The sequence below is a fragment of the Pseudomonas ficuserectae genome (assembly GCF_024584585.1).
GTDB lineage: Bacteria > Pseudomonadota > Gammaproteobacteria > Pseudomonadales > Pseudomonadaceae > Aquipseudomonas > Aquipseudomonas amygdali.
Map to the genome: position 1 here is coordinate 3,753,858 of NZ_CP085684.1, position 20,913 is coordinate 3,774,770.

Sequence of the window (20,913 nt, forward strand, 5' to 3'; positions counted from 1 at the left end):
GTACCCTAACCATTCAGGCGACTACTGGCAACGCTATTGAACCGGATTGTTGGACAATTTCATTTTGCGCGGCCATTTAGATTCAATGCAATTGCCACTGCAATCAACATCAGGCTGATCGCCAGCGACAACCACAGCAGGCCGCTACCGCCCTGCGCTTCACGCGCCCACGCAAAAAACCACGGAGCGCCAGCTGACAGCAGAAAGGCAGGAGCCAGCAATCGGCCCTGCAGGTGTACGTAATGCGAATGTGCAAACAGCTCAAAGGGTAGATTCGCCCTCAGCAATGTGGCCAGTCCGTTCATCGCGCCATAACCGAACAGGAACATGCAGGCCAGCAGGGTATGGCCCTGACTGAGCAGCCCCAGGGTAAAACACAGCACCATTCCGGCAGCGACCCAGACATTCAGGCGTAGTGCAGGCATCGACTGCGCCAACAAAGCTTGCGCCAGACGCGCGCAGGTCTGACCGATGCCCCACAGCGCTGCCAGCACGACCGGCACGCCCAAACCAGCCAGCAACGCGGGTAAATGGGCAGACAAGCCGGCTGACAGGAACGCGATCAGGGACATGCTCAGGGCGTAGCCGAACTGAGGTATCCAGGCCGTGGTGTCAGCGGGCGCAGGCGCGGCTGGCCCGGCGTTCAAGACCGGCAACCGGGAGTCCGGCAGGCCGCTGACCAATAACCCGCTGAGCAATGCCAGGCAGCCGTAGACCGCAATCGCACTACGCCAGCCCAACGCATTCAACAAGCCGTGGCCCAGCGGCCAGAATACCGCCGAGGCCAGCCCGCCCAACAAGGTAATCTGCACCATCAGCGCCCGCGAGCGTGCACCGAACAGCGCTGCCAGGGCAGCAAACAGCACATCGTAAAGTGACAAACGCATGCCGACGCCCAGCACTGCCCAGCCAAAAAACCACGACTGAGGTGTCTCGCACACAGCCAGCATGCAGCAGCCAAGTGCGTTGAGCCCGGCCCCGTATTGCAACACCTGCCGTGCACCGAGACACTGGAGCAAACGCGCACTGGAGATCGAAACCAGGCCCATGATCAACAGTGCGACTGACAGCCCGGAAAAGACCTGCTGGCCGCTCCAGCCCAGATCATCGGCAATCGCATTGCCGAAAGCCCCCGGCAGATAAAACGTCACACCCCAACTGATCAGTTGCGCGAGCCCCAGTTTGACTACCGCCAGCCTGGACAGATCAGCGCGGTCCACGTCAGTCAGGCCCGCTCGGAAGGTGCACTGCCCGAGCCGGCGCCGAGCATGCGCTGCATCAGCACGGTGTCCACCCAGCGACCGTGCTTGAAGCCGACTGACTCGAATACCCCGACACGGCGAAAACCCAGGCGCTCGTGCAGACGCAGCGACGCGATATTCTCGCTATTGCCGATCACCGCGACCATCTGCCGCCAGCCGCCCTGCTCGCAGCGCTGTACCAGCTCGCCAAGCAATGCCAGACCGATGCCCCGCCCGCCCATACCGTCCCGTATATAAACCGAGTCTTCTACGGTAAAGCGGTAGGCAGGACGCGGACGATAGGGTGTGGCGTAGCCATAGCCGACCACCTCCCCGGCGAGCTCGGCCACCAGATATGGCAGGCCGTTGACGAGCACCTGCGCACGGCGCTGCAGCAGCTCGGCGACACTCGGCGGATCGAGTTCGAAACTGGAAATGCCATGCAGCACATGATCGGCGTAGATCGCCTGTACGGCAGGCATGTCTTGATCACACGCATCACGCAGGATAAAGGTCGGGGTCATATCGGGCTCTGGGCAAATGTCGTTGGATGAGTGCAATCATGCCGCTCACCAAACTGTTAAAAAAGCTATGATTTATCATTCACAGCATAAGAAATACTTTGCCATGCGCCGACTCAACCTGAATCACTTGCACACCTTCTCGCTGGTCATAGCGCATGGCAGCTTCTCCGCAGCGGCCGAGCGACTGCACCTGACCCAGCCAGCGGTAAGCCTGCAAATTCGGCAGCTGGAGGACCAGTTGAACCTGAAATTGATCGAGCGCGTAGGCAAGCGGCTCAAGCCCACCTCGGCGGGCACTACGCTGCTGGAGCATATTGCGCGCATTGAGGCGGTGGTCGAAGACGCCCTGCTGGAGTTGTCCAGTCACGCCAGCGGCGTTGCCGGAAAGGTTGCGATCGGTACCGGCGCGACCGCCTGCATTCATCTGCTGCCGCCCATGTTGCAGGCACTGCGCCGTCGCTTTGCACAACTGGATGTGCGGGTCAGCACCGGCAACACGGACGGCATTCTCAAGGCTGTGGAAGAAAACCGTCTGGATCTCGCACTGGTGACGCTGCCCGCCTCGGGTCGCAGTCTGCATATCACCCCGCTGCTTGAGGATGAGTTCGTGGCGATCTTCGCCAGCAGCCAGCAGCCGATTGCCGCTGAAATGACCCCGGAGCACCTCTGCGAACTACCGCTGGTGGTCTTCGAAGCAGGCAGCAGTACGCGGCTGCTGATCAATGAATGGTTCTTGCAGGCCGGGATCCGGATAAAACCGGTCATGGAACTGGGCAACATCGAGGCCATCAAGGAAATGGTTGCTGCGGGCCTGGGCTACAGCATCGTGCCGCGCATGGCGGTTGCTGCAGTCCATCACCGCCGCGGTTTGCAGGTGCTGCAGCTGGTGCCGGGGTTGAGCCGCACGCTGGGAATTGCATTGCGCCAGGACAAACCGGTCAGCAAGGCGTTGCGCCAGGTGCTGGATGCATTGCACAACCTCAACGCCACACCACCTTAAAAGGTCACAAAAGCGCGCCACGATAGAAGCCTGATCGCGCCCATGCGCTATAAAGAGCAGCGGCGCTTGACTTGGCAAATCAGGCCGACAGTTGCATCAGCAGCGAATCAAGTTGTACGATGACTGCCCACTGGTTTTAGAAAAAATGATCGCTGGCCTGCTTTTACACGCCACATCACTGACAATCTGTAAAGCAACTCGGCAACCCATAAGGAGCGCCGGTCCGGATACCTTCCATACCGACCTCCAACCTCAAAACAACAGGAGATACCGATGCCTAACATTCTCGGCCAGAATTTCATCGCTGGCGGCCGCAGCGCTCTTGGCCAAAGCCTGCAAAAAAGTCTGGATGCCACAACAGGCGAAGAACTGCCTTACAGCTTCCATCAGGCTACCGACGGCGAAATCGACGCTGCCGCCCTCGCCGCCAAGGCTGCCTTTCCAGAATTCCGTCAACTGAGCCCGGCCCGTCGCGCCGACTTCCTCGACGCCATTGCCGATGAACTGGATCAGTTGGGTGATGATTTCGTCGCCATCGTCTGCCAGGAAACCGCTCTGCCCCAGGCACGTATTCAGGGTGAGCGCGGTCGTACCAGCGGCCAGATGCGCCTGTTTGCCAAAGTTCTGCGTCGCGGGGATTTCGTCGGTGCACGCATTGACCTGGCCCTGCCGGATCGCAAACCGTTGCCACGCGTCGACCTGCGCCAGTACCGCATCGGTGTGGGCCCGGTTGCCGTGTTCGGCGCGAGCAACTTCCCGCTGGCGTTTTCCACTGCTGGCGGTGACACCGCTGCTGCACTGGCTGCCGGTTGCCCGGTGGTGTTCAAGGCGCACAGTGGCCACATGGCGACTGCCGATCTGGTGGCCAGCGCTATCATCCGCGCCGCAGAACGCACCCAAATGCCGAAAGGCGTATTCAACATGATCTTCGGTAACGGCGTGGGTGAAGGTCTGGTCAAACACCCGGCTATCCAGGCCGTCGGTTTCACCGGCTCGCTGAACGGCGGCAACGCTCTTTGCAAAATGGCCGCCGAGCGTCCACAGCCGATTCCGGTGTTTGCCGAGATGTCCAGCATCAACCCGGTAGTCTTGCTGCCAGGTGCCCTGCAGGCACGCGGCGAAACCGTGGCCAAAGAGCTCGCCGGTTCGGTGGTGATGGGTGCCGGTCAGTTCTGCACCAACCCCGGTGTGGTCATCGGCCTGCGCTCCCCGGCGTTTTCGACGTTCGTCGAACAACTGACCGAACAGATGGGCAGTCAGGCACCGCAGACCATGCTCAACGCAGGCGGTCTGCGCAGCTACAGCAAAGGCGTCGAGCATTTGCTGTCGCATCCGGGCGTGACGCATCTGGCTGGCAAACCGCAGGAAGGCAAAAAGGCGCAGGCTCAGTTGTTCAAGGCTGACGTCAGTCTGCTGTTGAACGGCGACCAGTTGTTGCAGGAAGAAGTCTTCGGCCCGACCACGCTGATAATCGAGGTCGCTGACGATGCGCAGTTGAAAGACGCGCTGCAGGCCTTGCGTGGTCAGCTGACTGCGACCGTGATCGGCGAGCCTGCGGACTTGAGCCAGTACAGCTGGCTGCAACCGATACTCGAAGAGAAAGTCGGGCGCATTCTGTTCAACGGCTACCCGACCGGTGTCGAGGTCTGTGAAGCCATGGTTCACGGCGGTCCATATCCGGCAACCTCGGACGCACGCGGTACTTCGGTAGGCACTCTGGCCATCGACCGTTTCCTGCGCCCGGTCTGCTATCAGAACCTGGCCGACAGCCAGTTGCCGCCTGCATTGCAGAATGCCAACCCGCTGGGTCTGCGTCGTCTGGTCAACGGTGAATGGAGCGATCAGCCTCTCGTGTAACAACCATCGCTTGACTCGTAAAAAAAGCAGCGCGACCTGATGAGGGTCGCGCTTTTTTTTGAAAAATATTTCTTTTTTGTGCTTTAAATCGCTTATAGCGGACCTGTTTTCCAGCCTGGTGGCAGCACCATGGAAGTGCAAGACATGAGCTGTTCATAAAATAACCACACAGCTGTAAGCCACGTGTAACAAGGGTTTCAAAAAGTTACCCACAGACATACCCACGATTTCCGTGGACAACTTTTCATCAATTTCGGACCTTAAAAACCCGGAGCAGCGCAAGCGTAAATTTTTACAGGTTCCCCACACCCTCATGTGTGATGGCACTGGTAATGGCCCTTGGGGCTTCGTGACATAACCTTATGCACGTTTGGCGGTTGATTCGGCAGACTGTCCGGCGTGAAATAAGAGATTTATCGAGGCATTCCGATTATGCAGCAGCGTTGTGAAGTGGCCGTGCTCGGTCTGGGTGCCATGGGTGCAGCCACTGTCTATCAACTGGCGAAGGCCGGGGTCGGTGTAATTGGCGTCGATCGCTACGCCCCTCCGCACACACAAGGCTCCAGCCACGGCGATACCCGCATCACACGACTGTCGGTTGGCGAGGGCCCGCAATACCTGCCGCTGGTACGCAGTTCGCACAGCATCTGGCGCGAACTTGAGGCGCTGAGCGGCGAGTCGCTGTTCGAGCAGTGCGGTGTACTGGTGATGACTTCCAGCCCTGCGTACGATCCTGAAGACAGTAACGACTTCACCCACAAGACCATCGCCCTGGCCCGCACCTATGGCGTGACGCACGAAGTGCTGTCGGCGGCGGCCATTCGCGAGCGCTTTCCCCAGTTCACCCCTGTTCGGGATACCTCCATTGGCTACTTTGAACCCGAAGGCGGATTTGTCCGTCCAGAGCGCTGCATCGAGGTACAGCTGCGGCTGGCGAGGCAACACGGCGCAAGGTTGCTGACCCATGAAACGGTTACGCACTTACAGGCACAGGGTGATCAGGTGCGCATTACCACCGACAAGGGCTCAATCATCGCCGACAAAGTCATGGTCAGTGCGGGCATGTGGTCAGCCGAATTGCTCGGCGCGCCTTTTAGCGATCTGCTGCGGGTGTGTCGGCAAAAGCTGTTCTGGTTCGAATTGCAGGAGAATGCCGCTTTTGCACCACGTTCGCCGAGCTTCATTCTGACTCACGGGCCCGGGGAGGATGATGTCAACTATGGCTTCCCGCCCCTGCCCGGTGAAAACAGTATGAAGGTCGCCACCGAGCAATACATTGAAGCATCCGCTGCCGACCAGCTGGATCGCACTGTTACGGCAAGGGAGGAGCAGGAAATGTTCCAGACCCAGGTGAAGGGCAAGATTGCGGGACTGACGCCAAACGTGGTCAAGTCTTCGGTCTGCGCTTACACCGTCACGCCGGACTATCACTTCATCATTGATGAACACCCCCATCTGAAGAACGTGACAGTGGTTTCGGCCTGCTCCGGTCACGGCTTCAAACACTCAGCCGGGCTCGGGCTGGCCCTTGCGCAACGCTGTATTCACGGCACCAGCGATGTAGACCTTTCAGCCTTCTCGCTGGCGCGTTTCACCGCGCAGAACTGACCAACGACATTCAGCGCGCCACAACGAAGGCCTCGTCAATACGCGCCAGATCGGTGTCGCGCAACGTACCGGCGTAGTAATGCAGTTTGATCCAGGCCATCAAGTAATCGTAACGGGCTTTCGCCAGATCACGCCGGGTGCTGTAAAGCTGCTGTTCGGCGTTGAGTGCGTCCAGGCTGATGCGCTCGCCGCCGAGAATGCTCTGACGTGTCGACTCGACCAGTGCCTGCGCAGAGACCAGTGCTTTCTGATAAGCGCGCAACTTGCTCACCCCTGACGCACAGGCGTTGAACTGGCGACGCAGCTCGATCAGGGTTTCGCGGGTCTTGCCCTCCAGCTCGTATTCCGCCTGCTCGCGCTTGCTGTTGGCCTGACGCACCGAGGCGCTGGTGCCGCCTCCGGCGTACAGCGGCAGACTGAGCTCGATACCTATCGTGTTGGTGTCGTAACGCTGATTGTAGGTGTTGCCGCTGTCCGATTCGTTCTGACGGATGCTTGCATAAGCATTCACCGTCGGCAGATGCCCGGCGCGATTGCGCTCCACCTCGTATCGCGCCACTTCCAGCGACTGGCGTTGCGAGGCCAGGATCGGGCTGTTGGCCATGGCCAGCGCATGCCACTCGGTAAAGCTGGACGGTGCCAGCACCAGCGCCTGAAAACTGTCTCTCAACGGCTCCAACTGCGCAACATCGATACTCGACTCCCCCAGCAACGCGGCCAGTTCGCGCAAGGCCGCGTCCTGCTCGTCGCTGGCTTCTATCTGCTCGGCAATCGCCAGCTCGTTGCGCGATTCCGCTTCAAGAATGTCGGTGCGGGTACCCTCGCCTTGCTGGAACATTTGCCGGTTCTGTGCAAACTGGCGTTCGAACGCCTGCTGTTTGGCGCGGGCTATATTGATCTGGTCCTGCGCGAACAGTGCCTGGGTATAAAGGGTCAGAACCCGCACCAGCAATTCCTGACTCTTGCTGCGAAAGGTCTCGTCGGCAAACAACGCCTGAGCCAGGCCTTTGCGGTAATTGGCGTAGGCCTCGTAATCGATCAGCGGCTGCTGAATCGTCAGGCTTGAACCAAAGCTGTTGTAGTGGCGATGGTCAGTGGTGTCTTCACGGCCGCCTTTGAGGGTGGCCTTGGAGTCGTTGCGTCCTTTGTTGTAGCTGTATGAAACACGCGGCAACAAGCCTGCACGACCAATCACCCGGTTTTCCAGGCCCGCATCGCGCTCCTTGAGCGCGCCCAGGTAAGTCGGGTCGTTGCGAAGCGCCAGCTCATAGACCTGAAACGGGCCCATCGCATGACTCAATGAAGCAGTGCCCAGCAGGATGGCCGTCAGCAAAGCGGCTTTCAGGGGATGACGAGACATCCTATTCCTCCGTCAACGCGGAGCCGGCACGGTCCAGCAAAGGTTTGAACAGATAATTGAGCAGCGAGCGTTCACCCGTGCGCACAAACATTTCAGCGGGCATGCCCGGCTTGATCACCAACCCGTTGAGTTTTTCCAGTGCCGCATCGCCCACCGAAGTGCGCAGCACGTAATAGGGCTGGCCGGTTTTCTCATCCTGCATCTGATCGGCAGAAATCAGGTTTACCTCACCGGAAACCCGCGGCGTGCGACTTTGATTGAACGCAGTGAAGAGGATATCGACCGGTAAATGGCTGGCGACCTTATCGATCAACTGCACCGGCAGACGCCCTTCGACTTCAAGCCGTGTGCCCTGCGGTACGATTTCCAGCAGGGTTTCACCGGCACGCACCACTGCGCCTTCGGTGTGCACGCCCAGGTTGACGGCGATGCCATCAGCAGGGGCAAGAATTGCACTGTGCTGCAGACTGAAACCTGCCGAAGCCAGTTGTTGCTCAAGGGTAAGCGCCTTGACCTGGGCATCGGCCCACTGGCTGCGCACTTCTTTCTGATATTCCTCGCGCTGCTGCTGAAGACGCAACCGCGACTCGACGATCCCCTGCTCTATCCGCCCGGTTTCGCCTGCGTTCTGCGCCAGGCTCTGCTGCACTTGAGAAAGCTGGCGTTGAAACTCCAGCAGACGGTTGCCCGGAATGAAACCGTTCTGCGCCAAGGGTTCCAGGTTACTCAGTTGCTTGCGTAGCGAGTCAGCCTGAGCCAGCAGGTCCGATCGAGCGCGGCGCATACCGGCGAGTTGCAGCCCGGCACCTTCGATACTCGCCTGCAAACCTGATTGCTCTCGAGCCAGGGCCTGTCGCCGACTGCTGAACAGTTGCCGCTGGCCCTCAAGCACCAGCGCCAGACGCGGGTCGGGGTTCTGCCCCTGCCCGGCGGCAATCAGTTCTGCGGGAAAGTGCACCTCATCCAGGTTGTCGCGCTCGCTCTGCCAGCGGGCCAGGCTGGCCCAGGCCATTCGATACTGGGCACGCAACGATTGCACGTCGGCCTCGACCTGAGTCTGATCAAGGCGAAACAGCGGCTCGCCCTCCTTTACCGACTGGCCTTCGCTGACGAGAATTTTGCTTACAACGCCGCCATCCAGCGACTGCACGGCCTTGCGCTTGCCCGACACCACGACGGTGCCTTGCACGGCAATGCCCTGATCCAGCGGGGCCAGACTGGCCCACAGAAAGAAGCTGCCCGCCCCTGCCAGCATGAGAATCCAGCCTGCGCGAACGAAAAACTGCACGCCGCGCTCCTTGCCTGGCACGGCGTAATGAGTGTCGATGGGGCTGTTCATACGTCGGACTGCCTGTTCTGCGTGCCGTACTGACGGCTCATGGAAAGCCCGGCGGGTGCAGGGCGAGATTGCGATTGAGGGTGCGCTTGCGGTGCTTGCCCGGGCGATGCCTGTCCGGACAAGGCCTGCAACACCTGAGCCGTGGTGCCGAATGCCTGCATGCGACCTTCGCTCAGCACCAGCAGACGATCGGTCTGGTTCAACGACTGAGTGCGGTGAGTGACGAGCACGACGGTACAGCCGCGAGTCTTGAGCTCAGCGATCGCCTGAGTCAGGGCCGCTTCGCCAGCGGCGTCCAGATTGGAATTGGGCTCATCAAGCACCACCAGTCGCGGATCGCCATACAATGCTCGGGCCAACGCGACGCGCTGTTTCTGACCGCCTGACAAGCCAGCGCCATCGTCGCCCAGCCGCGTGTCGTAGCCCTGCGGCAGGCGCAGAATCAATTCGTGTACGCCCGCCAGTTGCGCAGCAGCAACCACGGCGCTCGCGTCGCCCTCGCTAAAACGCGCGATGTTTTCTGCCACGGTGCCACCGAAAAGCTCGATGTCCTGCGGCAGATAACCGATATAGGGGCCCAGCGCCTCGCGGTCCCAGCGATGCATGTCGGCCCCGTCCAGACGTACCGTTCCACCCAGCACCGGCCAGACACCGACCAGCACGCGTGCCAGGGTCGATTTGCCGGAACCGGATGCTCCCAGTACACCGAGCACTTCACCAGCTTGCAGTTGAAAGCTCACTTGCTGAATCGTCGGCGATGTTTTGCCCGGAGGCGCAGCGCTGACCTGTTCCGCGCTGATCTGACCGCGCGGTGCTGGCAGTGGCATGCGCGGCGCGGGCTCGGCGTAGGTCTTGAGTAACTGGTCCAGACGTCCGTAAGCCAGGCGTGCAGAACTCCATTGTTTCCAGACTGCGATCAGTTGATCGATGGGGCTGAGGACCCTTCCCATGAGGATCGAACCGGCGATCATCATGCCTGCGGTCATGTCTCCGTTTATCACCAGCAGTGCGCCCAGGCCCAGCACCAGCGACTGCAGACAAAGGCGCAGGGCCTTGCTGATCGAACTGATCACCGCTCCAGTGTCACTGGCACGGTTTTGCAAGGCCAGAAAGCGCCCATGCACATGGAACCAGCGACGCCGCAACACTTCGAGCATGCCCATCGCCTGGATCGCCTCGGCCTGTTGCAGGTGCCGGGTCGCCAATTGCGCAGACTGCTGCGAGTACCCGCTGGCCTCGGCCAACGGTTTGCGGGTCAGCCATTCGTTGAGGCAGGCCAGTCCGACCAGCAACACTGTCCCCACACTGGCCAGCACGCCAAGCCAAGGGTCGAAAAGGAAGATCACCGCCAGGTAGATGGGAAACCACGGGGCGTCGAAGAACGCGAACAACGCCGGCCCGGTGAGAAACTGACGGATAAAGGTCAGGTCACCCAGCGCCTGCCCAGCCTGACGCTGTCCGGCGTGCAGGTTGCTCTCGAACGCAGCCTGATAGACGCGCAGATTGAAACGCCTCTCCAGCTCGCTGCCGATGCGGATTACCACAAAGCTGCGGACCATCTCCAGCAGGCCGATAAACGCAAAGAACCCGACCACCATCAGCGTCAGCATGGCCAGGGTAGTCTGGTTCTGCGACGTCAGTACACGGTCATAGACTTGCAACATGTAAATCGATGGAGCGAGCATCAACACGTTGATCAGCGCGGTAAAACAACCGACACCAATCAACGCGCTCTTGTAGTCAGCCAGCGCTTTATAAAGCGGCGGCCGGGCGCTTTGGGGCAACGCACTCATGGTTGTTCCTTGATGGTCTTGCTGGTGACGTAGTGACATCCCTGGGTTTTAACAAAACAACTCGCGCAGGTCCATGAAACGCTTAATCGGCGAGCCGTCCAAGAACCAGCACTTCACCGCCGGGCAGACGCGCCTGGTAGATCTGCTCCCCCATGTTATTGAGGTGAATCAGGCGATTGCCTTCCTTGTCGGTAAATGCCAGGCCATCCGGAGTCGGAAACCAGCCAGTGGGGGCTTCGTGCAACCACTTTACTGCGCAGGCGAGATCGCCCGTCAGTTTCGGTACATCAGTGTTGAGGTGCAGCTCACAAACTTCGTCCGTGTTTCCCTGAAGCGAAAGTCGCCACTTGCCACTTAGCTCAGCTGGGTCGGGCAGTTTCAAACTCATGGCCATGCTTGCTCCAGAAATACCCACCAGCAGCGCAAAGGCCACTGGCACGATTCGAACAACGTGATTGATCTTCATGATGGGGTACTTTCCAAATCATGGACGACAGCAGGGTCGTCCATGATTGTTACAGATTAAACCACGATATCAGTAGCCAACGCTTGACCAACAGTCCCTACGAGGAAGTCCCCCACACCCTGACCCGTGAAGTCGATCGCCAGGCTACCCAGGTTGCTGCTCTGGTTGTAGCTGAGGATCGCTTCGCCGACATGGCCGCTGAACGCGTTGACGAACTGCAGAGCGCTCAGCGTGGAAATGGCCGATACATCGATTTTGTCCTGACCGCTGACAAAGTCACGAATCGTATCCTGCGCTGCACGGTTGGAATCGGAACTGGCACCAAACACAAAAATGTCTGCACCAGCACCACCGGTCAGGCTGTCGGCACCGCCACCGCCGTAGATGATGTCGTTGCCGGCACCACCTTTGAGGTCGTTGGCAGCGGCATTGCCGATCAACAGGTCGTTGCCCGAACCGCCCACCGCGTTTTCAACCACCACGCCTTTGGCAATTGAGACGTTGCCCACCATGCCACCCACGTCCGAGAACGAGGCCGCATTGAGGTTGATCTTCTGGTTCTGGGTGAAACCCGAGAAGTCGAGGGTATCCTTGCCCCCGCCGTCCCACACCGAGAACACCACCTTGGAAGAGGCAGAAGTGGCGCTGTAGAAATCACGCCCGGCGGTGGAGTTGAAACCGTAGACCGTATCACCGGCACGGGTGCTCATGTTCGCGCCATAGAGCTGTTGAACAGCCGCAATATCGTCCAGCAACGGTGCCGAGGACTACGCGGCAACGCCGCCCTTGACGAAGTTCTGGTCGGTGTTGGACTCACTCCAGTAACTCATGACGCTGTAGCCACGCGTATCTTCTGCGTAGCTGGCATCCTTGTAGGTCGGGTTGCCTTCGCCAGCGTTGTAGTCGCCAGGGTGAGACAGGCCCAGGGTGTGGCCAATTTCATGGGTCAGGGTCTGACGACCGTAATTGCCATTGTCCGGTGTCGTGTTGACCTTGTAGCTGTTATCGACAAGGTACCAGGACTGACCGTCAGTACGGCTGTTGCCGCTGGGCAGGTAGGCAAAAGCCGCCCCGCCTGCGCTGCCGTTGCTGTAGTTACCGAAGGTCATATGCCCGTCGCCGCCGGAAGCAGCCTGGGTAAAGCTGACCTTGGCAACGTCTGCCCAGGATTGCATCGACAATACGGCCTGTGCTTTCTGCTGTGCGTTGAACGCACTGAAAGTCCCCAACGAATTGTCGAACCCGGCAGGTTTGGCGGTCAGAAAGGTGTATGTGAGGTTGATAGTGCCGTTGCCATCGCGATCAGTCCACGCAGCGTTGTCGCGAAGGATGTAATCGGCGGCCTGATCGACCGAGTACGAAGGCTTGCCATTGATCGTGAGGTTACCGCCACGGTCATACTGGTGAGCGAACGTATTGATCTGGTCGAAAGAGGTGCTGGTAGCAGCAGAGAGTTGAATTGCAGCATTTTCTTTGTCTTTCGTCATGACACTTCCTTGTTTGCTGATTAACAGGTTAGGTACGGCGGGACTCCCCCTGTAGCGAGAGAGTCCAGTCACTCGCCTTGTGATGCGTAATGCATTGAAGCGTAACAAAGCTGACACATTTAGAAATCTTGTGTCCAGCTCTGTTCCATGATGTCAATTAGCCCAAAACGAGGAAGTGCCCACAGGCCTTGGGGAATCGTCCGATATTATTTTTTGTGATGATCAAAAGCTGATAAGTGCTTGAGCAGACGAGGACAATCTTGATAAAGATGACTGATCGGTCAAGTTGCCCACCATGCGTAATTTGACTGGACGGACAGTCTCTGACCAATCCGGCTTGCCCTTCCCAGGCTGCCGGAAAGGCATATCGCTATCACCTGGGATCCTGACACTTCTCAAATCCCGGAAATGCAAAAGCCCCGAAAGATCGGGGCTTTTGTTTAACACGTTTGAAGCGCAACGGCCTGAGTACTCAGGCCGAAGTCATCAGTCGTCGCGGCTCATGATGCCGAAAATCTGCAGCAGGCTGATAAACAGGTTGTAGATCGATACATACAGGCTGACCGTCGCCATGATGTAGTTGCGCTCACCACCCTGAATAATCGCGCTGGTCTGGAACAGAATGCAGACCGAAGAGAACAGCACGAAGCCTGCGCTGATCGCCAGTTGCAAACCGCTGATCTGGAAGAACATGCTGGCCACTACTGCGCCAAGCAGAACGAAGAAGCCTGCGGTGATGAAGCCACCCAGGAAGCTCATGTCCTTGCGGGTGATCAACACGTAAGCCGACAGACCGCCGAAAACCAGTGCGGTCATCGCGAAAGCGGAGCTGACGACTTCAGCGCCACCGGCCATGCCCAGATAACGATTGAGGATCGGGCCCAGCAGGAAACCCATGAAACCTGTCAGGGCGAAGGTCGAAACCAAGCCCCAGACCGAATCGCGCAATTTATTGGTCAGGAAAAACAGACCGTAGAAGCCGATCAGTACCACGAAAATGTTCGGATAGCCGACGCGCATCTGCTGAGCGACAAATGCCATGACACCACTAAAAGCCAGCGTCAGAGCGAGAAGACCGTAAGTGTTGCGCAGGACACGACTAACCTCTAGCTGGTCGGCCTGCATGCCGGTTTTAAGGCTGTAATCCTGTTCGCGCATGGCGAAACTCCTTCCTGTTGAAATGTTGAGTTGCAAAGATCATAACAGAGGCGCTGCAACTGGCTAGTCACAGAGTTTGACAGCTTGTTTCATTCCGGTATTATGGCGCCCGCAACGATAGTGGAGGTATGGCCGAGTGGTTTAAGGCAGCAGTCTTGAAAACTGCCGACTGTAACAGGTCCTAGAGTTCGAATCTCTATGCCTCCGCCATATTTGGTAGCGCAAAGCCCTGATTATTCAGGGCTTTGTCGTTTCTGGGGTTTATGAAAATACCCCCTCTCCTCCCCTTTGCCAGCGGGCCCGCGCAACCTGATATATTGATGTCCATACCGAATCAATAATCCTGGTCATGCAATGCCCATCAATTTCGACCTCAACGACCTCCAGGCATTTCGTGCCGTGGTCGAGAATGGCAGCTTCCGCAAGGCCGCTGAAACCGTGCAGATCACCCAGCCTGCACTCAGCCGCCGTATAGAAAAGCTTGAGTCTGCGCTGAACGTGAAGCTGTTCGAACGGACCACCCGCAGGGTCAGCCTGACCACGGTGGGCCGCGCATTTCTGCCTCAGGTCGAGCGAATACTGGATGACCTCGACATCGCATTGATGACCATCGATGGCGTCGGTTCCACCCGGATGGGTAGCGTCACCATTGCTTGCGTGCCGTCAGCCGCCTACTACTTCATGCCGCAGGTCATCAGCGAGTTTCATAAGCTGTTTCCAAAAATCAGAATCCGCGTCATGGATGCCAGCGCCAACGAGGTCAACAGCGCAGTTGCCCTTGGCGAGGCAGATTTCGGGGTGAGTTTCAGCGGCAATCTGGCACCGGAGGTCGACTTCGAATTGCTTCTGCAGGAACGCTATGTGATGGCCTGCCGCCGGGATCACCCGCTTGCGACCTGCGCCAGCGTGAGCTGGGAGGAAATGTACCGCCACGACTACATCGCTCTGGACATAACGTCAGGGAACCGGCTGGTACTGGATCAGGCACTGGCGCTCTCACGCCCGAACAAGGAGAGTGCATGTCACCACCATGATCGGCCTTGTGGAGGCCGGCCTCGGCGTGGCGGCGGTGCCCTCGATTGCCATGCCGATGACCGCTCACCCGTTTCTGGTGAGCGTGCCATTGGTTGCACCTGAAGTGGTTCGCAACGTAGGGCTGATCAAACGTCGCGGGAGGACATTGACGCCTGCAGCCCTTGAACTGGAACGACTGGTCAGGAAGATGCCGCTACGTTCAGCGGGGAACTGAATCCAGCCCGGTAGACTGCACCGTGGCCTGCGCTTTTGGGGACGCCAGGTAATCGAGCAATGCCTTCGCCTGCTTCGGGTGCTCGGCATTGACCGGAATGCCAGCGGCGTAGCGGGTAACCGACTGAACGTCTTCCGGAATCTTCGCCACGAATGTCACGCCGGGAACCGGCAACAGTTCGGCCACCTGTTGAAAGCCCACTTCGTAGTCGCCCTTGGCAACCACTGAAGCAACCGGGATGCGCTCGATCATCTTGCCCTTCGGCGCGAGTTCCTTCTCGATACCGAGCTTTTTGAAAAGCTCTTTTTCGATGTACACACCACTGGCGCTGTCGGAGTAAGCAACCGACTTCGCCTTGAGCAGCGTGTCTTTCAACTCGCTGTCGGTACCGATTGCAGGCTTGGCCGCCCCCTCCTTCACCACCATCCCGATCCGCGAATCGGCCAGCTCGACCCGCGATGCCGGGTCTACCTTGCCTTGCTTGATCAGATCATCCAGCGCATAGCCGACCATGATCACCACATCGGCATGCTCGCCACGAGCCAGGCGGTTTGGAATGGCCTCGGGGGCCTTGCCCATCGACGGGCCAAGGATGGTGTCCAGTGTATCCCCGGAAGACGTCGCGTATTGCGGCCCCAGCAGTTTATATGCAGCAGTAAAGCCGCCTGATGTCATGACCTTGAGCTCTTCAGCCTGAGCGGCAACGCTGACTGCCATACAGCCCAGAAAAAGCACCGCCAATTGATGTTTATGCAACAGTTTCATAGTTTTTTCCTTTATTAAACAGCCAGTTGCGGGCGAACCGAAAGGTGCCGGTAGAGCAGCAGGGTCGCGCCAAGCGCGCAAGCTGCAGCGAACGTCATCCAGTAAGCAGGTGCGGCCTTGTCACCGGTCAGATGGATCAACCAGGTCGAGATTGCCGGGGTAAAACCGCCGAAAACCGCTGTCGCCAGGCTATAGGCCAGAGAAAAACCGGCCACCCGTACCTCTACCGGCATGATTTCAGTCAGTGCCGGAATCATCGCGCCGTTATACAAACCGTAGAGAAACGAGAACCACAACAGCACTTCCAGCATATGAGCAAAGCTTGGCGCCTGAGCGAGAAAGGACAGCGCCGGATAAGCGCTGATGATGGTCAGCAGGGTCATCGCTACCAGCAGCGGCTTGCGTCCGAAACGGTCGCTCAACATGCCGCCGACCGGCAGCCAGATAAAGTTGGATACACCGACCAGCAACGTCACCAGCAGCGCATCGGAGGTACTCAGATTGAGTACGGTTTTGCCGAATGTAGGTGCATAAATGGTGATCAGGTAAAACGTGGTGGTAGTCATCGCCACCATCAGCATGCCGGCAATCACCACGCGCCAGTTTTGCAGCAGCGTCGCGAACACCTGTCTCATGGTCGGACGGTGAGCGCGCGTGGCGAACTCTTCGGTTTCCTGCAGGCTGCGGCGTAGCAGGAAAATGAACGGGATGATCAGGCAGCCGATGGCGAACGGAATTCTCCAGCCCCAGTCGGCGACAGCAGCAGGTGTCATCCATTGGTTCAAGCCGTAACCCAGCGCGGCGGCGACAACGATTGCCACCTGCTGGCTACCTGACTGCCAGCTGGTGTAGAAGCCCTTGCGGCCGGGTGTCGCCATCTCTGCCAGATACACCGACACGCCGCCCAATTCCGCGCCGGCGGAAAAGCCTTGCAGCAAGCGGCCGACCAGCACCAATGCCGGTGCCCACAAGCCGATGCTCGCGTAACCGGGCACCAGGACAATCAGTAACGTGCCACTGGCCATGATCGACAGGGTCACGATCAAGCCTTTGCGCCGGCCCACGTCATCGATGTAAGCGCCCAGAATCACGGCACCCAGCGGGCGCATCAGGAAGCCCGCACCGAAGACCGCGAAGGTCATCATCAGCGAAGCAAACTCACTGCTGGCCGGGAAAAAGGCGGAGGCGATCTGAGTGGCGTAAAAGCCAAATAGGAAGAAGTCGAATTGCTCGAGGAAGTTGCCTGAAGTGACGCGAAATACTGCTCCGGCCTTCGACCGGGTGTTGCCTGTTCCTGATGGGGATGAGTTGTGCATCAGTGTTCTCCAGCGATCTTATTAGAGTGTTGTAAGCGCTTATGGGGAAGGAGTCTGCCGGACACACTTTGAAACGATAAGTGCTATGTTTTCATCGATTGATGCCCGATGAACATCAATCGACACTCAGACGGTTTCGCCCTGACCCAACGCTTGCAGGTCGAACCGCGCCAAACTCACACGTCGGCCCTTGAATTCTTTATCATTGCGGATGTTTTGTTGGCAGAGCCGATCATGAAATTCGCCATCTCACTTTTTTCCGCCGCCCATGCGCCCTCCTCGCGAAGAGCCTTGCTGTTCGCCAAAGCCGTACTCGCAGGCGGACATGAGATCGTCCGGTTGTTTTTTTATCAGGACGGCGTACACAGCGCGTCGGCCAATGTCGTGACGCCTCAGGATGAGCAGGATATGGCCCTGCAATGGCGTGACTTCATCGCCGAACACCACCTGGATGGCGTGGTATGCATCGCCGCCGCGCTGCGTCGTGGCGTGCTTGATGCCCAAGAGGCCGAGCGTTATCAGCGGCCAGCGGCGAATCTGCGGGAGCCTTGGGAATTGTCTGGGCTGGGGCAGTTGCACGATGCCGTGCAATCGGCTGATCGTTTGATCTGCTTTGGAGGGCCGTGACATGCCCAGATCATTATTGGTAGTCAGCCGCCAGTCGCCGTGGTCCGGTCCCGGTGCCCGTGAAGCGCTGGACATCGTGCTGGCGGGTGGTGCATTCGATCTGTCGGTCGGACTGCTGTTTCTGGATGACGGGGTTTTCCAGTTGTCGCCGAAGCAGTTGCCCGACGCCCTGCAACAGAAAGACCTGACCGCAAACCTCAAGGCCCTGTCGATGTTCGGCGTTGAAGACCTGTATGCCTGCGGGCAAAGCCTGACCGAGCGCGGCATCCCTGCCAGCGCATTGAGCGAAGAAATCAGTCAGTTGTACACACGCTCCGAACTGTCGGCACTTTTTGACCGCTACGACGAGGTGATTACGATCTGATGGCTACTTTGCACGTTCTCTCCCATTCGCCTTTTGCTGACACCCGACTGGACAGCTGCCTGCGCCTGCTGGGGCGTGACGACGGCGTATTGCTCTGTGGCGACGCTACTTATGCACTGACGCCGTCATGCGCACCATTGAAATCCCTACAGCCCCTGGTCGATTCATTGCAGTTATTTGTGCTTGATGAAGACATCAAGGCACGCAATCTGCCACTGCCCACCGGAGTAAACAGCATCGACTACCCTGCCTTCGTGGAACTGTCCTTACGCTTCGACAAGGTCAATACCTGGCTATGAAACAGTTGACGATTGACGGGCATAGCATCGAACTGGACAAGGATGGCTTTCTGCAGGACCTCAACGACTGGTCGCTTGACGTCGCCCACGCCCTGTCCGCCGAGGAAGGTATCGCCATGAGTGCCGAGCACGTAGAAATCCTCCAGTTGCTGCGGGATTTCTACGCCGAGTTTCAGCTTTCGCCGGCCACTCGGCCGCTGATCAAATACACCGCACTGAAGCTGGGTACGGAAAAAGGCAACAGCATGCACCTCAACCGCCTGTTCAACGGCACTCCCGCCAAACTCGCCGCCAAGCTGGCGGGCCTGCCTAAACCGACCAATTGCATATGAACGATTACACCGCGCTTGTTACCGAAACACCTGAAGAACATCCCTTTGCGACATTTGTGCGCATCCTGGGCAAAGGCAAACGCGGTGCGCGCAACCTGACGCGCGAAGAAGCGCGAGAGGCCATGGGTATGTTGCTCGATGAAAAAGTCGAGGACACCCAGCTCGGGGCTTTTCTGATGCTGCTGCGCCATAAGGAAGAAAGCCCCGAGGAACTGGCGGGGTTTACCGAAGCCGTGCGCGAACGCCTCAATGCTCCGGCGATTCAGGTCGATATCGACTGGCCGACCTACGCGGGGAAAAAGCGTCATCTGCCGTGGTACTTGCTGGCGGCCAAGTGTCTGGCGCAAAACGGCGTGAAGATCCTCCTGCACGGCGGCGGTGCCCATACTGCGGGACGCCTGTACACCGAACAATTGCTCGGCCTGCTGAATATTCCCCTGTGCCGCAACTGGTCGGCAGTCGAAACCTCGCTTGAGCAAGGCAATATAGCGTTCATTCCGCTAGGGGACTGGGCACCACAGCTGCAACGCATGATTGATCTGCGCAACACGCTGGGCCTGCGCTCCCCCATTCATTCTCTGGCACGCATTCTCAACCCGCTTCAGGCCCGTTGCGGCCTGCAAAGCATCTTTCATCCGGGCTATCAGAGCGTGCATCGCGATGCCAGCAGCCTGCTGGGCGACAACGCCATTGTGGTCAAGGGTGACGGTGGCGAAATCGAGATCAACCCGGACACTATCAGCCATTTGTACGGCACCACTGGCGGCCAGCCTTGGGACGAGGAGTGGCCAGCGCTTTCGCCGCGCCGTCACGTAAAACCAGCGACACTCGACCCGCAGCAACTGTTGGCCTTGTGGCGCGGGGAAATCGAAGACAGCTACCCGCAACTGGCGTTGATATCGACCATCGCGCTTGCCCTGCGCGGCCTGGGTGTCGCTCGCGACGAAGCGTTCGAGCAAGCCCGAGTGTTCTGGGATCGCCGCGACAAGAACCTCTGACCTATCGGCTGTGACGATCACCAGCCCCCATAATCTTGCGCTTTTTCGGTCGAACCGATGCGCCCTGGCTGACCTCCAAGCTCTATAACCTGGAAATGGGAGTCAGACATGGGCCTTCTGGTCGAAGGACACTGGCAAGACCAGTGGTACGAAAGCAGCAAAGATGGCGCCTTTCAGCGAGAAAACGCGCAACGACGCAACTGGGTCACAGCCGATGGACAAGCGGGGCCATCCGGTGAGGGCGGTTTTGCTGCACAGGCCGGCCGCTACCACTTGTATGTCTCACTGGCATGCCCGTGGGCACACCGCACGCTGATCGTACGCAAGCTCAAAGGCCTGGAAAGTCTGATCGGTGTTTCAGTGGTCAGTTGGCTGATGCTGGAAAATGGCTGGACTTTTGATCAGCAGAAAGGCTCCAGCGGCGATGCGCTGGATGATTTCCAGTTCTTTCACCAACGCTATACGGCCGATGATCCCAGCTATACCGGACGCGTTACTGTCCCTGTGCTGTGGGACAAACAGCGGAAATGCATCGTCAGCAATGAGTCTGCGGAAATCATTCGCATGTTCAATGACGCATTCGACGAACTGACCGGCAACACGCTGGATTTTTATCCGCAAGCCTTGCGGGCGAGCATCGACGAGCTCAACGAGCAGATTTATCCGAACGTCAACAACGGTGTCTACAGGGCCGGGTTCGCCACCTCACAGGGGGCATACGAAGATGCATTCAATGATGTGTTTGCCGAACTGGACGTGCTGGAAAACCTGCTCGGGGAAAAGCGCTACCTGACAGGGAAGCACCTGACCGAAGCCGACATACGCCTGTTCACCACCATCGTGCGCTTCGATGCGGTGTATTACAGCCACTTCAAGTGCAACCTGCGGCGCATCGCGGATTACCCGAACCTCAGCAATTGGCTACGTGAGTTGTACCAATGGCCAGGTATCGCGGAGACCGTGAACTTCGAGCACATCAAGGGCCACTACTACGCGAGCCATCGCACCATCAACCCGACCGGCATCATACCCAAGGGGCCAGCGCTTGATCTGCAAGCAGGTCACGACCGGCAGCGGCTGTCCGGTGAGGGTGTCTGGAGCAATTGACAGATTGGCAAAAAAGGATGGAT

18 protein-coding genes, 1 tRNA gene and 2 pseudogenes are annotated in these 20,913 nt (G+C 58.5%); 11 read left to right on the forward strand and 10 right to left on the reverse strand.

Features of this window, described 5'->3' with window-relative positions:
* Positions 1–59: 59 nt before the first annotated feature.
* Complete coding sequence (locus LJU29_RS16425) at positions 60–1,220, reverse strand: MFS transporter (protein WP_257110946.1); 1,161 nt, start codon at positions 1,218–1,220, stop codon at positions 60–62.
* Between the two features lie 5 nt (positions 1,221–1,225).
* Positions 1,226–1,765 carry a GNAT family N-acetyltransferase gene (locus LJU29_RS16430; protein WP_257110947.1) on the reverse strand — a complete coding sequence of 180 codons (540 nt, stop codon included), beginning with the start codon at positions 1,763–1,765 and terminating at the stop codon, positions 1,226–1,228.
* 103 nt (positions 1,766–1,868) lie between these two features.
* Here LJU29_RS16430 and LJU29_RS16435 point away from each other — a divergent pair, with 103 nt between their 5' ends.
* From LJU29_RS16435 to solA, 3 genes are all read left to right on the forward strand, one after another.
* Positions 1,869–2,765, forward strand: a complete 897-nt coding sequence (locus LJU29_RS16435) for a LysR family transcriptional regulator (RefSeq protein ID WP_122358928.1) — start codon at positions 1,869–1,871, stop codon at positions 2,763–2,765.
* A 273-nt stretch (positions 2,766–3,038) separates the two neighbouring features.
* Entirely contained in the window at positions 3,039–4,622 is a 1,584-nt protein-coding gene (locus tag LJU29_RS16440; protein ID WP_057423344.1) for an aldehyde dehydrogenase (NADP(+)), read from the forward strand.
* A gap of 432 nt (positions 4,623–5,054) precedes the next feature.
* Positions 5,055–6,230, forward strand: a complete 1,176-nt coding sequence (solA, locus tag LJU29_RS16445) for an N-methyl-L-tryptophan oxidase (RefSeq protein ID WP_257110948.1) — start codon at positions 5,055–5,057, stop codon at positions 6,228–6,230.
* A gap of 10 nt (positions 6,231–6,240) precedes the next feature.
* Here the strand turns inward: solA and LJU29_RS16450 are convergent, their stop codons facing one another.
* The 6 genes and pseudogenes from LJU29_RS16450 to LJU29_RS16475 all read right to left on the reverse strand — a co-directional run bounded on the left by LJU29_RS16450 (position 6,241) and on the right by LJU29_RS16475 (position 13,833).
* Complete coding sequence (locus tag LJU29_RS16450; RefSeq protein ID WP_005745684.1) at positions 6,241–7,590, reverse strand: TolC family outer membrane protein; 1,350 nt, start codon at positions 7,588–7,590, stop codon at positions 6,241–6,243.
* 1 nt (position 7,591) lies between these two features.
* A complete protein-coding gene (locus LJU29_RS16455; RefSeq protein WP_005745685.1) occupies positions 7,592–8,929 on the reverse strand; it encodes an HlyD family type I secretion periplasmic adaptor subunit in 1,338 nt (445 codons plus the stop codon).
* Entirely contained in the window at positions 8,926–10,722 is a 1,797-nt protein-coding gene (locus tag LJU29_RS16460; protein ID WP_005780048.1) for a type I secretion system permease/ATPase, read from the reverse strand. The genes LJU29_RS16455 and LJU29_RS16460 overlap by 4 nt, the downstream gene beginning before the upstream one ends.
* 82 nt (positions 10,723–10,804) lie before the next feature.
* Positions 10,805–11,188, reverse strand: coding sequence for a protease inhibitor Inh/omp19 family protein (locus LJU29_RS16465; protein WP_005731893.1), 384 nt, complete (start codon positions 11,186–11,188; stop codon positions 10,805–10,807).
* A gap of 56 nt (positions 11,189–11,244) precedes the next feature.
* Positions 11,245–12,675 (reverse strand): annotated as a pseudogene (locus LJU29_RS16470) (serralysin family metalloprotease).
* 486 nt (positions 12,676–13,161) lie between these two features.
* Positions 13,162–13,833, reverse strand: coding sequence for a Bax inhibitor-1/YccA family protein (locus tag LJU29_RS16475; protein ID WP_002553978.1), 672 nt, complete (start codon positions 13,831–13,833; stop codon positions 13,162–13,164).
* 122 nt (positions 13,834–13,955) lie between these two features.
* On the opposite strand from LJU29_RS16475, the gene LJU29_RS16480 reads away from it, so the two are divergent.
* Positions 13,956–14,043 (forward strand) — tRNA-Ser (locus tag LJU29_RS16480).
* A gap of 144 nt (positions 14,044–14,187) precedes the next feature.
* Positions 14,188–15,082: pseudogene (locus tag LJU29_RS16485) on the forward strand (LysR family transcriptional regulator).
* Here the strand turns inward: LJU29_RS16485 and LJU29_RS16490 are convergent.
* Entirely contained in the window at positions 15,068–15,847 is a 780-nt protein-coding gene (locus LJU29_RS16490) for a substrate-binding domain-containing protein (protein ID WP_004665682.1), read from the reverse strand. The pseudogene LJU29_RS16485 and the gene LJU29_RS16490 overlap by 15 nt on opposite strands.
* A 14-nt stretch (positions 15,848–15,861) precedes the next feature.
* Positions 15,862–17,163 carry an MFS transporter gene (locus tag LJU29_RS16495; protein WP_257110949.1) on the reverse strand — a complete coding sequence of 434 codons (1,302 nt, stop codon included), beginning with the start codon at positions 17,161–17,163 and terminating at the stop codon, positions 15,862–15,864.
* A 234-nt stretch (positions 17,164–17,397) separates the two neighbouring features.
* On the opposite strand from LJU29_RS16495, the gene tusD reads away from it, so the two are divergent.
* The 6 genes from tusD to LJU29_RS16525 all read left to right on the forward strand — a co-directional run bounded on the left by tusD (position 17,398) and on the right by LJU29_RS16525 (position 20,890).
* Positions 17,398–17,790 carry a sulfurtransferase complex subunit TusD gene (gene tusD, locus LJU29_RS16500; RefSeq protein WP_002553985.1) on the forward strand — a complete coding sequence of 131 codons (393 nt, stop codon included), beginning with the start codon at positions 17,398–17,400 and terminating at the stop codon, positions 17,788–17,790.
* Position 17,791: 1 nt separating this feature from the next.
* Positions 17,792–18,154 (forward strand): sulfurtransferase complex subunit TusC, encoded by a 363-nt coding sequence (gene tusC, locus LJU29_RS16505; RefSeq protein ID WP_005755653.1) that lies wholly within the window; start codon positions 17,792–17,794, stop codon positions 18,152–18,154.
* Positions 18,154–18,453: a sulfurtransferase complex subunit TusB gene (gene tusB / locus LJU29_RS16510; RefSeq protein ID WP_005745694.1), complete on the forward strand. Its 300-nt coding sequence runs from the start codon at positions 18,154–18,156 to the stop codon at positions 18,451–18,453. Before tusC ends, tusB begins: the two co-directional genes overlap by 1 nt.
* Positions 18,450–18,785, forward strand: a complete 336-nt coding sequence (locus LJU29_RS16515; protein ID WP_005755651.1) for a TusE/DsrC/DsvC family sulfur relay protein — start codon at positions 18,450–18,452, stop codon at positions 18,783–18,785. Before tusB ends, LJU29_RS16515 begins: the two co-directional genes overlap by 4 nt.
* Positions 18,782–19,783: a glycosyl transferase family protein gene (locus LJU29_RS16520; RefSeq protein ID WP_005755650.1), complete on the forward strand. Its 1,002-nt coding sequence runs from the start codon at positions 18,782–18,784 to the stop codon at positions 19,781–19,783. Before LJU29_RS16515 ends, LJU29_RS16520 begins: the two co-directional genes overlap by 4 nt.
* 108 nt (positions 19,784–19,891) lie before the next feature.
* Positions 19,892–20,890, forward strand: a complete 999-nt coding sequence (locus LJU29_RS16525; RefSeq protein ID WP_016982229.1) for a glutathione S-transferase family protein — start codon at positions 19,892–19,894, stop codon at positions 20,888–20,890.
* Positions 20,891–20,913: the final 23 nt, after the last annotated feature.